This is a genomic window from Mesorhizobium sp. WSM4308 (genome assembly GCF_002294905.1).
Taxonomy (GTDB): Bacteria; Pseudomonadota; Alphaproteobacteria; order Rhizobiales; family Rhizobiaceae; genus Mesorhizobium.
On record NZ_NSFW01000007.1, the window covers coordinates 250559 to 267182 of the forward strand.

The 16624-nt window shown below is 59.0% G+C and carries 14 protein-coding genes and 1 pseudogene; 6 read left to right on the top strand and 9 right to left on the bottom strand.

The features are described 5' to 3' along the window. Complete coding sequence (locus CK227_RS15420) at window positions 1–873, bottom strand: dihydrodipicolinate synthase family protein (protein ID WP_095774073.1); 873 nt, start codon at window positions 871–873, stop codon at window positions 1–3. Window positions 874–887: 14 nt separating this feature from the next. Then, window positions 888–2243 (bottom strand): FAD-binding oxidoreductase, encoded by a 1356-nt coding sequence (locus CK227_RS15425; RefSeq protein ID WP_245318182.1) that lies wholly within the window; start codon window positions 2241–2243, stop codon window positions 888–890. Window positions 2244–2380: 137 nt separating this feature from the next. Here CK227_RS15425 and CK227_RS15430 point away from each other — a divergent pair, with 137 nt between their 5' ends. From CK227_RS15430 to dddP, 6 genes are all read left to right on the top strand, one after another. Continuing rightward, window positions 2381–3289, top strand: a complete 909-nt coding sequence (locus tag CK227_RS15430; protein WP_095774071.1) for a LysR substrate-binding domain-containing protein — start codon at window positions 2381–2383, stop codon at window positions 3287–3289. A 219-nt stretch (window positions 3290–3508) separates the two neighbouring features. Further along, on the top strand, window positions 3509–5086 hold the full coding sequence (locus tag CK227_RS15435) for a trimethylamine methyltransferase family protein (protein WP_142887131.1): 1578 nt from the start codon (window positions 3509–3511) through the stop codon (window positions 5084–5086). 47 nt (window positions 5087–5133) lie between these two features. Next, the gene (locus CK227_RS15440; RefSeq protein ID WP_095774069.1) at window positions 5134–6783 is read left to right on the top strand and encodes an ABC transporter substrate-binding protein; all 1650 of its coding nucleotides are present in this window, start codon (window positions 5134–5136) and stop codon (window positions 6781–6783) included. A 92-nt stretch (window positions 6784–6875) separates the two neighbouring features. Then, window positions 6876–7568, top strand: coding sequence for a B12-binding domain-containing protein (locus tag CK227_RS15445; protein WP_095774068.1), 693 nt, complete (start codon window positions 6876–6878; stop codon window positions 7566–7568). An 81-nt stretch (window positions 7569–7649) separates the two neighbouring features. Beyond that, window positions 7650–8681: a GlxA family transcriptional regulator gene (locus CK227_RS15450; RefSeq protein WP_179296485.1), complete on the top strand. Its 1032-nt coding sequence runs from the start codon at window positions 7650–7652 to the stop codon at window positions 8679–8681. A gap of 134 nt (window positions 8682–8815) precedes the next feature. Next, window positions 8816–10147 (top strand): dimethylsulfonioproprionate lyase DddP, encoded by a 1332-nt coding sequence (gene dddP / locus CK227_RS15455; protein WP_095774066.1) that lies wholly within the window; start codon window positions 8816–8818, stop codon window positions 10145–10147. 108 nt (window positions 10148–10255) lie between these two features. Here the strand turns inward: dddP and CK227_RS37275 are convergent. The 7 genes and pseudogenes from CK227_RS37275 to CK227_RS15485 form a co-directional block, all read right to left on the bottom strand. Continuing rightward, window positions 10256–10426, bottom strand: a pseudogene (locus CK227_RS37275) (dihydrodipicolinate synthase family protein); the annotation flags it as partial. 151 nt (window positions 10427–10577) lie between these two features. Beyond that, the gene (gene gfa / locus CK227_RS15460; protein WP_095774065.1) at window positions 10578–11147 is read right to left on the bottom strand and encodes an S-(hydroxymethyl)glutathione synthase; all 570 of its coding nucleotides are present in this window, start codon (window positions 11145–11147) and stop codon (window positions 10578–10580) included. A gap of 67 nt (window positions 11148–11214) precedes the next feature. Then, window positions 11215–12342 carry an S-(hydroxymethyl)glutathione dehydrogenase/class III alcohol dehydrogenase gene (locus tag CK227_RS15465; RefSeq protein ID WP_095774064.1) on the bottom strand — a complete coding sequence of 376 codons (1128 nt, stop codon included), beginning with the start codon at window positions 12340–12342 and terminating at the stop codon, window positions 11215–11217. 127 nt (window positions 12343–12469) lie between these two features. Then, window positions 12470–12859 carry an enolase C-terminal domain-like protein gene (locus CK227_RS37280; protein WP_280951241.1) on the bottom strand — a complete coding sequence of 130 codons (390 nt, stop codon included), beginning with the start codon at window positions 12857–12859 and terminating at the stop codon, window positions 12470–12472. A 7-nt stretch (window positions 12860–12866) separates the two neighbouring features. Further along, entirely contained in the window at window positions 12867–14213 is a 1347-nt protein-coding gene (locus tag CK227_RS15475; protein ID WP_095774063.1) for an FAD-binding oxidoreductase, read from the bottom strand. After that, the gene (locus tag CK227_RS15480; RefSeq protein WP_095774062.1) at window positions 14210–15709 is read right to left on the bottom strand and encodes an aldehyde dehydrogenase; all 1500 of its coding nucleotides are present in this window, start codon (window positions 15707–15709) and stop codon (window positions 14210–14212) included. The genes CK227_RS15475 and CK227_RS15480 overlap by 4 nt, the downstream gene beginning before the upstream one ends. Window positions 15710–15711: 2 nt before the next feature. After that, window positions 15712–16617, bottom strand: a complete 906-nt coding sequence (locus tag CK227_RS15485; protein ID WP_095774061.1) for a dihydrodipicolinate synthase family protein — start codon at window positions 16615–16617, stop codon at window positions 15712–15714. Between the last annotated feature and the right edge of the window lie 7 nt (window positions 16618–16624).

Consider the following 16624-nt stretch of genomic DNA (forward strand, 5'->3'; position numbering starts at 1 on the left):
TTAGACGCCCAACGGTTCAAGCGAACGGCGAAGCTGCGCTTCCTGATCTGCCGATAGCTTTCTCAGTGGGCTGCGAACATTTCCCGTTCCGTAGCCGCGCAGTTGCGCCGCTCGAAGTACTGACGGCGTATAGGGCGACCTCCAGATAAAGAGCAACGAGGGCAACATGCGCTGCCAGAGGGTTAGCGCCTGTTCGTATTCCTTGCGGTCCACCAATCTATATAGCTCGACCGCTTCAGAAGGCATGTAATTCGCACCACCCCATATGACGCCGCGTGCCCCGGCCATCAGTGCGTAGAGCGTGGTGGTGTCGCAGCCATTGAGGACCGTTCCGCTTGTCTGCAGGTATTCCTGATGGACAGTAAAGTCACCTGCGCTGTCCTTGATGTAGTTGAAATTCTTCAACTGGCTCAGGCGCTCAAACAGCTGCGGCGAAACCGAAATGCCGGTGGCCTGTGGGATGTTGTAGCCAACCAGGTCGATACCTAGTTCAGCATCGATTGCTTTGTAGAAGTCGAAGATTCCCTGCTCATCACTCGGACCTTCCAGGTAGGGGGGCAGTACCATCAATGCGTCGGCGCCAACGGACTCCGCGTGACGGGACCTTCTGATAACTTCGTCCATATTCAAAGCGGAAGTCTGGCAAATGACATTGCAGCGACCAGCTATTCGCTTTGCGCCTACTTCGTAGAGGCGGTTGCACTCGGCCTCGGTAAGATAGGGGTGTTGCCCGGTCCCTGCGCCAAGCACCAGCCCGTGAACACCTGCGGCGACGTACTGCTCGATCAGATCCTCGAAAATCGAATAGTTGATCGCACCATTCTCATCGAACGGTGTTTGCATTGCCAGATTTATGCCCTTCAGGTCCGCCATGGTCTCTCTCGTATCTAGACTTCAGCTCCGGCCTGTCGGAAACGGACCGCGGTTACGATTCGAACGCCCATCGCTGTGACGGGCTTGGGATAAGGCTTGCTGGGACTTGCGCGCGTCTTCAGGATGTCGACTATCGGCGACGATCGCCCTGACGCCAGATCGGCTATGGCCTTGCCGAAGGCAGCTCCTCGCGCGACGCCCGTCCCGTTGCAGAATGCGGCGCCGTAGACCTTCTCCGCCAATTCGCCGAAAACCATTCCGCCATTTTGCGCGAGAGTAAGAAGGCCGCCCCAACTGGCCTCGAAGCCGATCGAGGAGAGCTCTGGCCACCGCCGATCGAACGCGATCTGCTGCTGCACCCGAGCCTTCATCACGTCCTGCGTGGTGGTCTTGAAGTCCGTCGCATAGGAATAGACGTTGCGTAGGAAAAGCCGGTTGTCGATCGTGCGACGAACCGTCGTGCCAAAGCTGTTGGCTGGGATAAGTCCGTAGGCTCTCTTGTTCCCCACCTGCGAAAGCTCGCTCTCGGTGAGCTGTCGTGTCATGCTCGCAAATGTGTACAGAGGTATGGCGCGGTTGTCGAAGAAACCGAATTTCGTCAGATAGCCTGACGCGCAGATGATGACCTTCGAAGCCCTGATTGTTCCGGCGGGCGTCTCGCATATGTGCTTCAGTGCCCCGAACTGCACCGCCACGATGGGGGTGTTTTCGTGAACGGTGACGTTCGCGGGCAGGCTTCTTGTCGCATTCTTGAGATATTTCGCTGGCTGGACCAAGACCGTGCCAGGATGATGCAAGGCTTTGATGTAGTGCTTGCTGCCGGTGATCGCCTGGATTTCGGGGGTCTCGACCCAGCTATAGTTCTGCCCGAGCTTATCCAGCGCCTGCGAAAAGCGGTGCAGGTCCTCCACACCGTGAGCGGTGGCCGCGCTGTGGTATTTTCCCTGCGCGTCCCAGTCGCAATCGACCCCATGCTCTTCGACAGCGCTTCGGATGTAGGCGATCCCGTCCAGATTAACGAACAGCTCTTCCTTGTTCCCCTTGATGTCTTCGACGAAATCGCGCTTCCGAGGATTGTGCGCGAGATCGATGACGAAACCCATGCACCGTCCGGATGCATTGTTCCCAATGCGGCCGGCGTCTACCAGGATAACCGAAGACTGCGGGTTGAGTTCGGCAAATCGGCGGGCCGCGTGCAGTCCCATCCAGCCGCCGCCAATCACGAGGCAATCACATGCAACGTCGCCTACTAGCGGCACCAGCGCCAACTCTGGTCCGGCCGCAGCGTACCAGCCGGACATAGTCGGTTCAGGATGGGGTGGCTGAACGACTTTGCGCTGTTTCGTCGTGGTTTGGTTGAACGAATTCACTGCCAACTCGCTGAGTTTAAGGCGACCGATAACGAAGGCTTGGCAACAATCCGCGGTCGCGTTGTTTCCTGTTCAAATAGAGCAGTTGGCGGGCGTCTCGTAGACGGAAAAGATAGCATCTGATATAGACCTGCTTCATGTCAAAGCTTCGTAGCCTGGTGCCCTCGACGCATTCGCTTTTTGTCTTCGAAGCGGCTGCCCGCACCCTGAGTTTCAAAAGCGCAGCCAGCGAGCTCAACGTGACGCAACCGAGCGTCTCGCACTCGATCAAATCGTTCGAGAAGCATTGCGGGACCGCGCTCTTTGCCCGAGATAATCGAGGGGTAGAGCTGACCGAGGCTGGCAGGCAGCTCTACGACGAGGTGCGCACGAGTTTCCGCCGTCTGGAACAGCGACTTGAGACCATCTCAGATCGCGGGACGAAGTACATCACTTTTGCTGCGTCGACATCTCTGGCAGCACATTGGCTTGCGCCTCAGCTCTATCATTTCCAGGAAGAGCATCCCGACGTTAAGATCAAGGTTGTCGCCACCGATCGGGATATCGAGCCCGATCACGAAGTGGACGTCACCGTATGGGTGCGGCCACGGGATTTTGAGAGAACCAACAGTTGGTTCGTATGCGACGAGATCATTTTCCCCGTCTGCTCCCCCGCATATCTTCTGGCGCACCCCGCTCCCCAGAGCGTCGATGAGCTGGTTCGACACCAGCTCATTCATTCGTCCGATGCCTTTCGCCGGCGAATGAGCTGGCCCGAATGGGTCGCGCTTGCAGGCGGGGACCCCAGCGAGACGAAACCGAACATCGTATTCAATGACTATCAGCTGACGCTCCAGGCAGCTCTTGCCGGCGAAGGAATCTCGCTGGGATGGTCCCTGACCGCCCAACACCTGCTCAAAAACCGCATGCTGGTTCGGCCCATCGCGACCGAGATCAAGACCGACCGCGCCTTCTTCCTGTTGTCCAATGGCGATGCAGGCAAAAACAAGAGGTGCAAGGTACTTGTAGACTGGTTCCTCGCGCAGTCGAAGGAACTGCGCCCTTAGACGGCTATCGGCACCGCTGCCTCGGTTCCCGTACCCACCCCAGCCGCGTCGCCTTTCGGGTGTCCTTACCAGGTAACGAGTGCCTGCGCAGTCGACCCAGGTATAAACTGAGTTTAACGCCAGCGCAACCTTTTACGAGTCCTCAGGGCGCTCGCAGGACCCTATTATCAACATCTATGAGCAGTGCCGCGTTCCGTAAGCGGACCGAGGAAAGCTCTGTTGACGGGTCTTTTTGCGCCCCTCTGGGAAAACACGATGATGGACACTGATACTGCCGTAATCCGACGCCGCGGAGGACGCGCGTCGGTCGTAGCTGCCCGGGAAGCAGAGAAGAGGCCCCGCGTCTCGACCATCAAGTACGGCATTCGGCCTGTGGAGGCCGTCACGGCTGAGCAGCTTGAGCGCATTCACCAGGCTTCGCTGGCGATCCTGCGGGAGATCGGAATCGAATTCCGGGATGAAACAGCGATCCAGCAATGGAAGGAGGCTGGCGCTGAAGTCCAAGGCCAACGTGTGCGCCTCGATGGCGAGATGCTGATGCATCTGATCTCCAAGGCCCCATCCCGTTTTGAGATGACATCTCGCGATCCGTCACAGCGTTTCGAGATCGCGCCGGACACAATGACCTTCGGCGCCATGCAAGGTGCGCCAAACGTCCGCGACCTTGAGGGTGTGCGACGCGCATCCACGATCGAGGATCTGCGGAACATGAACCGGCTGACCCAGATGCTGCCGGGGTTCCATATCGCCGGCGGGTTCACCTGTGAGCCGACCGACATCGCTGTTCCATGGCGCCATCTGCACATCAACCATTCGAGCCTGGTGGAAACCAACATGCCCTTCTTCGGTCTGACGACCGGGAAGCAGCGAGCCGACGATTCGATCGCCATGGGGCAGATCGTCCATGGCAAGGCTTTTATGGACCAGAACGCGGTGATGATGGGTCACGTATCGGGAAACTCGCCGCTGGTCTGGGATTCGACCATGCTGGAAGGGCTCCGCGCTTTCGTCGAGGCGAACCAGGTCGTCCTGCTGTCGCCTTTTGTGCTCGGTGCCGCAAACACACCCGCCGACATCCCGGCCACAATCGCCCAGTTGAACGCCGAGGCGCTCGCAGCGCTCGCCTACACCCAGTTGGTCAGGCCCGGCGCCAAAATGATCTATGGGCAATATTCAGTCTCGGTGTCGATGCGCAGCGGGGCCCCGATGTCCGGCATGCCCGAAGTCACTCTGATCAACGCCGTCATCGGCCAGATGGCAAGGCGGTATGGCTTGCCGTGGCGAACAACCGCCTCCCAATCGTCCGCAAAGACCTTCGATGCTCAGTCCGGATACGAGTCGGCGATCGCCTACATGTCGGGAGCGAGTGCAGGCGCGAACCTGATGATGCATGCGGGCGGCTGGGATGAGGCCGGCCTCGTATGCTGCATGGCGAAGTTTGTCGCCGATGCCGAACAGAACCTGCTGATCGAAAAATACGCGCAGGGGATTTCATTCGAGCATTTCGACGACGCTCTCGAGGCAGTGCGGCGCATCGGACCGGGCGGGCACTATCTCGGAGATTCCTTCACACTCAAGCGCTTCAAGGACGCATTCTTCGCGCCGGAGATTCTGGATTACCTCAGCTACGAGCAGTGGAAGGTCAAAGGCTCCAAGGACATGGCGCAGCGCTGCCGTGAGAAGGCAAAATCGATCATCGCGGGTTACGAGCAGCCACCGATGGATCCAGCCGTGCGCGAGGAACTCGATGCATACGTGGCGCAACGCCAGGAGCAAATTTCGCCAAGCCTTGCCTAAGGGCCCGCGCACGAGCCTGCAATCAATAGCCAACAAGGGAGAAGAAAATGGGACTCTTCAGAAGCAATGGGAATCGCGTTCCGGCTGCCATCGAAAAGCTGGCGGGCGAAGTCAAAGCAGGACAAATGGACCGGCGCGAGTTTCTCGCGCTTGCAAGCACGTTCGGCGCCTCGGCGGCAATGGCCTACGGCTTGATTGGCGTGGCATTGCCCCAGCCCGCACGCGCCGCCGAGCCAACGAAGGGCGGAACCCTGCGCGTGTCCATGCCCGTCAAGGCGCAAAAAGACCCACGCACGTATGACTGGGTGGAACTTGCCAACATCTCTCGCTGCTGGCTCGAGCCGCTGGTCCGCTACACACATGAATTCACATTTGAACCTGTCTTGCTGGAAAGTTGGGAGGTCAACGAGGATGCCACCGAGTATGTCTTCCATGTCAGGAAGGGCGTGACCTGGAACAATGGCGACGCTTTCGACGCCGATGACGTGGTCCTCAACATAACCCGCTGGTGCGACAAGGGCGTCTCCGGCAATTCAATGGCCGCGCGGGTCGGGGGACTGATCGATGCCAAGACCGGCAAGGCGAGAGAAGGAGCGATCGTTAAGGTCGATGACCATACCGTCAAGCTCAAGCTGAGCGACCCGGACATCGCCATCATCGCGAATTTCACCGACTACCCCGGGCTGATCGTCCATCGCAGTTTCGACGCCGGCGGCGCTGACCCCGTCGCAAAGCCGATCGGCACCGGCGCATTCGAACTGGTATCCTACGCGGTCGGCAGCAAGGCGGAAGTCAAACGCCGCGAGAATGGCAAATGGTGGGGCGGTGAAGCTCTGCTCGATGGCGTGCAGTTTATCGACTACGGAACCGATTTCCAGGCAACGGTGGCTGCCTTCGACTCCGGTGAGATCGACGTCAATATGGAGACACCGGCCGACTTCATCGACATTCTGGACAAGATGGACGTGGTCAAATCGGAGGTCGCTACCGCAACGACTCTGGTGTGCCGCACCAACACAGCCAACAAACCCTATGACGACAAGAAGGTCCGCAATGCCCTGCAGATGGCGGTCGACAACAACACCATCCTTCAACTCGGCTATGCAGGACGGGGAACGGTCGGCGAAAACCATCACGTCGCCCCGATCCATCCGGAATATTATGCCTTGCCCAAGAAGAGCCGGGACGTTGATGGCGCGAAGAAACTCATTGCTGAATCCGGACATGCCGACTTCGAACACGAGCTGATTTCGATCGACGAAGACTGGCAGAAGAACACCGGTGACGCCATTGCGGCGCAGCTTCGAGAGGCCGGCATCAAGGTCAAGCGCACGGTGCTTCCGGGTTCGACTTTCTGGAACGACTGGGCGAAGTATCCCTATTCGCTGACCGTCTGGTACATGCGGCCGCTCGGGGTTCAGGTCCTGGCGCTGGCTTATCGCACTGGCGAGGCTTGGAATGAGACTGCTTACGCAAACCCCGACTTCGATGCCAAGCTCAAAAAGGCGTTCTCGGTCAGCGACGCCGCCAAGCGGAAGGAACTGATGCAGGATATCGAAGATGTGCTTCAGGATTCTGGCGTCATCATCCAGCCCTTCTGGCAAAGCCTCTTTGGTCACATGAACAAAAAAGTTCAGAACTATGCAATCCACCAGACTTTCCAGATGGATTTGCAGAAAGTCTGGCTGGCAGCCTAGCAGACTCCCAAGGCTCCAACCGGAAGCCTGGTCGGTGCCCCATCGAGTATGGGGTACCGACCTCCTTTGAACTATGCGTGAGGCGACCCAACATGGCCGACGACGAGATCATCCTTTCCGAGCTTTCCGACGACGAGTTGGTGCAGCAGATGCACGACGATCTCTATGACGGGCTGAAGGAAGAGATCGAGGAAGGCACCAACATCCTGCTCGAGCGCGGCTGGGTGCCTTACAAGGTGCTGACCGAGGCGCTGGTCGAAGGCATGCGCATCGTCGGCGAGGATTTTCGCGATGGCATCCTGTTCGTGCCGGAAGTGCTGCTGTCGGCCAACGCCATGAAGGCCGGCATGTTCATCCTGCGCCCGCTGCTTGCCGCCACCGGCGCGCCCAAGCAGGGCAAGATGGTGATCGGCACCGTCAAGGGCGACATCCACGACATCGGCAAGAACCTGGTCGGCATGATGATGGAGGGTGCTGGCTTCGACGTCATCGACCTCGGTATCAACAATGCGGTCGAGAAGTATATGGCAGCGATTGAAGAGCATCAGCCCGACATCATCGGCATGTCGGCACTTTTGACCACGACCATGCCCTACATGAAGGTCGTCATCGACACGATGAAGGAAAAGGGCATCCGCGACGACTATGTCGTGCTGGTCGGCGGTGCGCCGCTGAACGAGGAATTCGGCAAGGCCGTCGGCGCCGACGCCTATTGCCGCGACGCGGCGGTGGCAGTCGAGACCGCCAAGGACTTCATGAAGCGCAAGCACAACGTCCGCGGCTGATGGCGGCGGTATCCATCCTGCAAGACGCTGGTGCCAACGCCCGCTCGATGTTGATGACCGTCAACGAGGATGTATGACCTTATGAATGCGCCATTTTCAGCAGGAGACAGTTCGCGAATCGTGGGATGGAATCCCGGCAGGCAGGTGATTGACACCCACGACGTGTACCGCCTGGTCATTCTTGCACTTCCGGGATTTTCCCAGCTCGGCCTTTCGTCCTTCGTGGATCCGCTTCGCCTTGCCAATTCGATCTCCGGACGACCCGCCTTCGAGTGGACGATTGCGAGCCCGGATGGCCAGCCGGTTGAATGCGCCAGCGGATTCATCCTTTCGGTCGGCGGTAATTTTGCCGGCACTGGAGAATGCATTCAATCCGGCAAGGGACCAAGCATGGTCATCGTCTGCGCAGGCGAATGGGTCCAAAAACAGATGTCGACTTCCCTCACGAAAATTCTTCGGCTTTGCAAGCGGCACGGGGTTCCAATCGCGGCGTTGGGTACGGCGACATGGCTGCTGGCGGAAAGCGGGTTGCTCAACGATACACCTTGCACAATCCATTGGGACAAGAGAGCCGCCCTCTTGGAAAAGTTTGGCCGCCTCCAGGTTACCGACCAACTGTTCGTTCGCGATCCTCACCTTCTGACTTGCGCAGGAGAATTCGCGTCCTTCGACCTCGTTATGGAGCTGATCAGCGAGCGCCTTGGCAGAGACATCGCGTTGGCTGTCTGCCGACATACGACTGCCGGCCATTGGCGTCCCGCTTCGGACAGACAATCGACCATCAACGCTGGTGAAACCGGCATCTGCAAGTCGCTGGCAGACGTAATTCAAATCATGGAGGAGCATATTGAGGACCCGCTGCCGCTCCTTTACATCGCAAAATGCGTCGGTCGCTCGCAGCGTCAGATCGAACGGCTTTTCCAGCGGTCGATCACATCGTCCCCCATGCGATTCTACCTGCATTTGAGACTTAGCCGCGCCAAGCGTCTCATTGAACAAACAGAGTTGCCAATTGTTGAGATAGCGATCGCCTCAGGTTTCGCCTCGGCCTCACATTTTTCGAAATGCTTCCGCCAGGCCTTCGGTGCCAGTCCAAGTGCCTGTCGAGGCTGATAGCTCACAAATCCCAGCTGAATTGATCTTATGGAGGGCAAAATTCTTCCCGCCTTCAGCAGCGCGGAGCCCCGAGCCAAATCCAGCAATCCGGCGATACACCGACACATCTTCAGCAGCAGGAACCATCAAGAATGTCCTCGTTTTCCGTCTCGAAGAACAAAATTGATCCGACGCGCCGGGCGACGGCACTGAAGCCAGATGGAACCATAGATGAGAACGATCGGGTGGAGATCGGACCGACAGATGTCGCCTTCGCCGAGTGGGCAGCGTTGGGCCTCACTCCTCCCAACCTGGAAAGGATGAGGAAAACCCGTCTGGACCGCATCGTGCAACAGCTGCGCCAGCGGGATTACGCCGGCGTGCTGTGCTTCGATCCACTGAACATCCGATATGCAACTGACTCCTCGAACATGCATCTTTGGATCACGCACAATCCATCACGTGCTGTTTTTGTTTCAGCCGATGGATACGTTGTTCTTTGGGACTTCCATCGTTGCGGGCACCTTTCGGAGCATCTGCCATTGGTGAACGAGATTCGCGCGGGCGGTGCGGGCTTTTACTATTTCGTGTCTGGCGATCAGGAGGAAGCCGTTGCCAAGGATTTTGCAGGGCAAATTGATGAGCTATTACGGACCCATGGAGGCAAGAACCGCCGACTTGCCGTCGACAAGATCGAGATCCCCGGCTTGCGCGCACTGGACGCCGCCGGCATCGATATCTGCAACGGTATGCAACTGATGGAGCATGCAAGGGCTGTAAAGGGCATCGACGAGATCAATGCCATGCGCTGCTCCCTTGCAACTTGCGAGATTGCGGTCGCGAAAATGCGTGAGTCTTTGCGACCAGGCATTGCTGAGACCGAATTGTGGTCAATTCTCCATGCCGAAAATATCGCACGTGGCGGCGAATGGATCGAGACGCGTATTCTGACCTCAGGCCCCAGAACAAATCCCTGGATGCAGGAGGCCGGGCCACGCAGGATCCAGACAGGAGATCTGGTTGCCTTCGATACTGATATGGTGGGACCATACGGTATGTGCGCGGATTTTTCGCGAACTTGGTTTTGCGGCGATGGGCGCCCGAGCGACGAACAACGCAGACTTCACGCCATCGCTCTCGAGCACATAACGACCAACATGGAACTTTTGCGGCCAGGTATTTCATTCACTGAACTCACACGGCATGGCCACAAATTGCCAAAGGAATTCGTTGATCAACGATACGGCGCAATGATGCATGGTATCGGGCTGTGTGACGAATATCCGGCAATCTATTATCCCGAGGATTTCATTCCGGGGGCGTTCGACTACATTCTTGAGCCGGGCATGACGTTGTGTGTCGAGGCATACATTGGCGCCGTTGGGGGCCGTGAAGGCGTAAAACTCGAAGAGCAGGTCCTGATAACGGACGACGGCTATGAGAAGCTTACGAGGTGTCCATTCGACGCTGTGTTAATGAGTTGAGCCGCGGCTTTGAGCCAGAGAGGCCGGACGTGGTTGATGCGGGGCTTTTAGGCTCGGATCTTTAAAAATCGGGTCATGCTGCTGCCCCGCTGTGCAAGTTCTTGGATTCTCCTTTGGAAGGTACACGCGCATCCCGGTGCCGAAGCTAAGCACGAAGCCCTTTATCCCGGCAGCAAGGTAGCGTTCGACAAGTCCCGCAACGATCCAATCGATACGACTAGAGGCGTCAAACGGTGTTGTGTTAGCCAGGTTCAAGCGGGCGAATGGAAAATTGGACATCTCTGCTCAGGTCTCCAATGCTTCCAACCCAGGGAAGGCGAATTCTTTGAATGCCGGCCAATCGGTTTTTTGCTGGACGTGCCGCTCGTGCATCTTGCTTGCAATGAAATATGGGGCCGGATCGCTACCGGCCCCATGACGTTTCAGGTCTTCAAGCCGGCAAGGCGCCGGACTTCTTCGCCGTCCAGGTGGCGATATAGTCCATCAGGCCTGGATTGAGGCAGTCATAGGGTTCGAGCCCAATTGTCCTCAGCTGTGCACGAATACCATCCATCCGCTTGGGGTCGACACCGGATTCGATGATCGACGAGACAAAGGCGGTGAAGCCCGGAGGCGACCAGCCGTCCTCGACGAAACGCTCGGGATGGATGAAGGTCAGGCCCTTGAACGGATGGTCGCGCTCGACCGGTCCGTGCATGTGGACACCGCAACCGATGCAGGCATGGCGCTGGATCAGCGCTGCCGGATCGACCACCTTCAACTTGTCGCCATTTTCGGTGACGGTGACGTCGCCCGTGCCGGCGACGGCCACGACCGAGAACACAGCACCGTCCGGCTTCCAGCACTTCGTGCAGCCGCAGGCGTGGTTGTGGGCGATCTGGCCCTTGACCTTCACCTTCACCGGCTTGCTGGTGCAGGCGCAGACCAGCGTGCCGCCGGCAAAGCTTGCGCTTTCCCTCGGCAGGCCATTGTCGATTTTCGGATGCAGTTTCTCGGCCATTCTTTTCTCCTCCAGTTGTGAACCACAGAGGCCGCAGGCCGATCGGTCGGCGGCTTGTGGCTTTGCTTCAGTAAACGACGACGCTTCGGATCGATTTGCCCTCATGCATGAGATCAAAACCCTTGTTGATGTCCTCGAGCTTCAGCGTGTGGGTGATCATCGGATCGATCTGGATCTTGCCGTCCATGTACCAGTCGACGATTTTTGGCACGTCGGTGCGGCCGCGCGCGCCGCCGAAGGCGGTGCCCATCCAGGTGCGGCCGGTGACCAGTTGGAACGGCCGCGTCGAGATCTCCTGGCCGGCGCCGGCCACGCCGATGACGACCGATTTGCCCCAGCCGCGATGCGAGGCTTCCAGTGCCTGGCGCATCACCTTGGTGCTGCCGGTGCAGTCGAAGGTGTAATCGGCGCCGCCGATCTGGTCGGCGCCACGCTTGGTCATGTTGACGAGGTGAGGCACGACATCGCCGTCGATCTCCTTCGGATTGACGAAATGCGTCATGCCGAACTTTTCGCCCCAGGCCTTCTTGTCGTTGTTCAAGTCGACGCCGATGATCATGTCGGCGCCGGCAAGTTTCAGGCCCTGGATGACATTGAGGCCGATGCCGCCGAGACCGAAGACCACGGCGGTGGCGCCGATCTCGACCTTGGCGGTGTTGATCACAGCACCGATGCCGGTGGTGACGCCGCAGCCGATGTAGCAGATCTTGTCAAAGGGCGCGTCGGGGTTGACCTTGGCCAGCGCGATCTCGGGCAGCACGGTGAAGTTCGAAAAGGTCGAGCAGCCCATATAGTGAAAGATCTTGTCCTTGCCGATCGAGAAGCGCGACGAACCGTCGGGCATCAGGCCCTGTCCCTGCGTGGCGCGGATCGCCGTGCACAGATTGGTTTTTCTGGACAGGCAGGACGGGCACTGGCGGCATTCCGGCGTGTAGAGCGGAATGACATGGTCGCCCTTCTTGACCGAGGTGACGCCCTTGCCGACGTCGACGACGATGCCGGCGCCCTCATGGCCGAGGATCGCCGGGAACAGGCCTTCGGGATCAGCGCCCGAGAGCGTGAACTCGTCGGTATGGCAGATGCCGGTCGCCTTGATCTCGACCAGCACCTCGCCATCGCGCGGACCGTCGAGGTTGACCTCCATGATCTCCAGCGGCTTTCCGGCGGCAACAGCGACAGCGGCACGGGTTTTCATGATTTCCCTCTTCCCATTTTACGCCTTGACGACATGTCAAGGGTGGCTGGCCCTTCCGTCTTGAGCCGCAAGTTCGTGACTTGTGCCGGCCGGGATCGCTCTCGGTCGGCTGGCATTCGCCGATAAACTATAAGATGCCACCGGAGGGCCAAGCGGGATTGCTGCGGAACAACTCCCAGGCCAGCCCCCTCCGAAGCCTAACGTGTCTCGCTTCAACGGACACTCCATTCTTCTCGTCATAGTGGCCTTCGATATACGGTGCCGCGATCCAGACGCCCTCGTTCAGGCGGGGACTGACGGTCGCACCCATTTGAACACAGGCGGCGGCGAGAATGTCGCCGCCCCACGCGTCGTCGCCAGTGTGAGGCATTGAACGTGCCTCGCAAAGATCCCGCACCGTCGCCATTGCATGGAGATCACCAATGCGGGTCATCTTCATTCCGAAGCCGTCGCATACTCCCTCTCCAATCGCACGGATCACAGTGGAAAGGTCCTCTGTGTTTTCGTCGAGATACACGGGTACGCTACTCCTCACGGGCTCTCCACTCTTTCCAACGGAAATAGAGGTTCGCGCCGATCTCGGCGAAAGGCGACGGCACGAGCTTCGGTGGTTCTGGTTCAGACATGAAATGCGCGGAGATTTCCGAGCACCGGTTGAACAACATGTCGGCGGCGGCGATGCCGGTTAGCGTACTGCGCACCGTTCCCAGGCCATTGCAGCAGCAGGCCGAGAAAAGACCCGGCTCCAGTTCGCGCATCATCGAGACACCGTTCCAGGTCAGGCACAGGTGTCCGGCCCAACTGTATTCCATCGGAACATCGGCGATGGCAGGAAAGCGGTCGGCGAATTTTCGCCGATGGACTTTTGCCGCGCGGGCGACTGCTGACTTTGACGGCACCATCCCAGGCAGATAGCTGGCGCAGGTCCGGGTGACGATACGGTTTCCGCCCTGTGCGGTGTCGATGCGCCGCATCGTCGTACCCATCGGATCGGAAGGGGTAACGCCCCAACGAGGCTGCCCTCCCAACTTGGAAAGGACTTCAGCGTCGAGTTCGGCAGTCATCGAGGCGTAGAGGAAAACATGCATGAGGCGCTTGCGCGCGAAGCCAAAGCTTTCAAGGTGCCCGTTGTTGGCAAGAATGACCTTCGCTGCGGTGACATGGCCATTGGGCGTTGCAAGCGTCCAATCCTGGTTCACTCTTGCGAGCTTTGAGACAGGGGATCTCTCGAGCACAGACACGCCGTCGCGTCGAAGGCCTGTACCAAGCGACCGGATATAGCCCGCCGGCTGGATCATCACGGTTCCCGGCGTGAAAAGGCCAGACGTGTAGTGGCGACTTCCCGTTACCTCATGCATCGCCTTGGCGTCGAGCATCTCGCTGGCTTCGCCCAATTCAGTGAGGTGTCTGGCGTAGCTTGCGTTGAGGTCGCGCGCGGTCTCGCTGGCTGCGCCATTGATCTTGCCCGCCGGATCGAAATAGGCGGGGTGCATTCCGTACTCTTCAACACACTCCTTCGCGAAGCCAATGGCCGCGCGATTCAGCGCGATCATTTTCTTGTCCTCCTCCACACCCTTTCCGGCGTAATCATCGGATTGCAAATCGTGAGGCAAGTCGATCATGAAGCCGGAGTTGCGGCCGGAAGCGCCTTCCGCGAGACCGCCGGCCTCAAGAACCGCGATCCGAAGGTTCGCGTCTTGTTGGCGTAGGCGTTTGGCGGCTGAAAGACCGGCGAAGCCGCCGCCGACTATGGCGACATCGACGCGGAGATCGCCTTCAAGCGGCGCGGAACAGGGTTGGGCCGGGAGGATGGCGTTCCAGGCTGCCGGCCCCCGTTGGACCGGCAGCCTTTCAGCCTTGTGGATGGTCACGCAACCGCCTCATCTGCGTCATCGGTGAGATCAAGCCAGATGGTCTTGATTCTGGTGTACTGGTCGTGGGCGTGAATGCCATTGTCGCGGCCACCGAAGCCGGAAGACTTGAAGCCTCCGAAGGGCGTTGTGATGTCTCCCTCCCCGAAGCTGTTGACGGTCACGGTACCCGCCCGGATCGCACGTGCTCCCCTTATGGCTCGTTTCGCGTTCGATGTGTAGATCGACGCACACAGTCCGTACTCTGTGTCGTTCGCAAGCGTGATCGCCTCATCGAAACTCTCGACAGTCAGCACCGTCAGGACCGGTCCGAAGATCTCTTCCCGCGCGACCTTTGCGCCGCGGTCGCTGACATCCAGGATCGTGAGTTCCACGAACCCATCCTTTGCCTTTCCACCGAGAAGCACCTTCTGGCCCTTTTCGAAATAGGAGCAGACTTTTTCGAAGTGCGCCTTGGAAACCAGCGCACCCACCCGATTCTCGGGATTGAGCGGATCGCCCATCGGCCACTCCCGGGCATGCGCGATAACCCGCTTGAGGAGTTCGTCCTTGATGCCGCGCTGAACGATGAGCCGCGACGAGGCGGAGCAGTTTTGCCCCATGTTCCAGAACGCGCCGTTCACGATGTGGGCGGCGACGCGATCGATATTCTCCGCGTCGTCCAGCACGACAGCCGGGTTCTTGCCGCCCATCTCCAAGGTCACTTCCTTGAGGTTCGACTCTGCCGAATAGCGCGGAAAGCGTCTTCCGGTCTCCGTCGAGCCGGTGAACGACACCATATCCACGTCCAGGTGTCGCCCAAGCGGCTCCCCGACTTCGGAGCCGCCGCCCGGCAGCACGTTGAAGACGCCGGAGGGGATGCCCGCCTCCATTGCCAGCTCGGCGACACGCAGCGCAGTCAAGGTCGTTTCCTTGGCCGGCTTGACGATGATCGAGTTGCCCGCGGCGAGTGCCGGTCCGATCTTCCAGGCCAGCATCAGCAGCGGGAAATTCCAGGGCAGGACCAAGCCCACGACACCGACCGGTTCGCGGACGATCATTGCGATGTGATTGTCGGAGGCAGGCGCCACCTGATCGTAGATCTTGTCGATCAGTTCCGCATGCCAGGCGAGGCAGTGGATGGTTTCAGGAACGTCGACGTTCTCGCAGTCGTAGATCGTCTTGCCGCTGTCGAGGCTTTCCAGAACCGCCAGTTCGTGAGCGTTGCGCTTCATGAGCTTGGTGAGGCGGATGAGAGCTTCCTTACGCGCCGACGGATGAAGGCGCGACCACCGACCGTCCTCGAACGCGTCGCGTGCCTTTTGTACGGCAAAGTCGACGTCCTCGGGACCGCAGGAGGCAACCTTCGCCAGTACCCTGCCCGTGGCCGGATTGGTCGTTTCGAATGTTTTGCCCGAGATTGCCGGTCTGAAGCGGCCGTCGATGAATGCCTGTGTCGGAAATTCCAGTTTGGCGGCAATCGCGGAATATTCGTCGTGTGTGAGAAGATTGCCCATGCTCATGCCTCCGCTTCAATGTCCGCAATCGTGCACTTCAGGACCCGCACGACTTGTTCCAGTTGACGCATATCGTCCTTGTTCAATCCCTTTAGCGGCGGTCGTGGGGGGCCGGCACGAAATCCCGCCATTTCACAGCCATGCTTGATGCATTGAATGAATTTCCCACCTTGCTCCAGCACGCGCATCAGAGGCATCAGGGCGGACATGATCCGACGCCCCTTGGTGAAATTGCCTTCAACCGCGCATGCGCGGTAAAGCGCGAGATGTTCCTTCGGCAGGAAGTTCGAACCGCCGCAGACCCAGCTGCGCCCTCCCCATGCAAAGAACTCCAGGGCCTGGTCGTCCATTCCGCAGGACATCTGGATATGCGGGTAGTCGCGGGCTAGCAGATGCACCCGGTTGATGTCGCCGGAGCTCTCCTTGATGGCGCAGAAATTGCGGCTGCGGGCGACGCGGTCGAGGAAATCCTCGCCCATGTTGATCCCCATGCGGCCCGGGTAGTTATACAGCATGATCGGGAGGTCCGCCGCCCGGTCGATCGCCAAGGCGTTCAGTGCGTTTTCGCGCTCGGTGGGCACCGAATAGGGAGGCGATCCGACGAGAATGGCAGAAGCCCCGATCTTGGCTGCCGTCTCGGCCATCAGGATCGAGTCCTCCAGACGAATAGCGACTGTGCCTATGGTAAGTGACACGCGTTCGCCAATGACTTCCTTGGCGAACTTAGCCATTTCGACGCGTTCGTCCATCGACTGCGCATAGTATTCGCCCGTCGACCCGCCGCTGATGATGCCGTGCACACCCGATGCTATCAGGTGCTCGACGATTTTGGTGAACGCATCGCGATCGATCGAACCATCGTCATGATGTGGCGTGATGACGGGCGTGTATATCCCTTCGAATCTCATCAAATTC

Excerpts from the sequence above, each read along its gene's own strand:
- CK227_RS15420 (WP_095774073.1), bottom strand. The coding sequence starts at position 873 with ATGGCGGACCTGAAGGGCATAAATCTGGCAATGCAAACACCGTTCGAT.
- CK227_RS15430 (WP_095774071.1), top strand. The coding sequence starts at position 2,381 with ATGTCAAAGCTTCGTAGCCTGGTGCCCTCGACGCATTCGCTTTTTGTC.
- CK227_RS15440 (WP_095774069.1), top strand. The coding sequence starts at position 5,134 with ATGGGACTCTTCAGAAGCAATGGGAATCGCGTTCCGGCTGCCATCGAA.
- CK227_RS15445 (WP_095774068.1), top strand. The coding sequence starts at position 6,876 with ATGGCCGACGACGAGATCATCCTTTCCGAGCTTTCCGACGACGAGTTG.
- CK227_RS15450 (WP_179296485.1), top strand. The coding sequence starts at position 7,650 with ATGAATGCGCCATTTTCAGCAGGAGACAGTTCGCGAATCGTGGGATGG.
- dddP (WP_095774066.1), top strand. The coding sequence starts at position 8,816 with ATGTCCTCGTTTTCCGTCTCGAAGAACAAAATTGATCCGACGCGCCGG.
- gfa (WP_095774065.1), bottom strand. The coding sequence starts at position 11,147 with ATGGCCGAGAAACTGCATCCGAAAATCGACAATGGCCTGCCGAGGGAA.
- CK227_RS15465 (WP_095774064.1), bottom strand. The coding sequence starts at position 12,342 with ATGAAAACCCGTGCCGCTGTCGCTGTTGCCGCCGGAAAGCCGCTGGAG.
- CK227_RS15480 (WP_095774062.1), bottom strand. The coding sequence starts at position 15,709 with ATGGGCAATCTTCTCACACACGACGAATATTCCGCGATTGCCGCCAAA.
- CK227_RS15485 (WP_095774061.1), bottom strand. The coding sequence starts at position 16,617 with ATGAGATTCGAAGGGATATACACGCCCGTCATCACGCCACATCATGAC.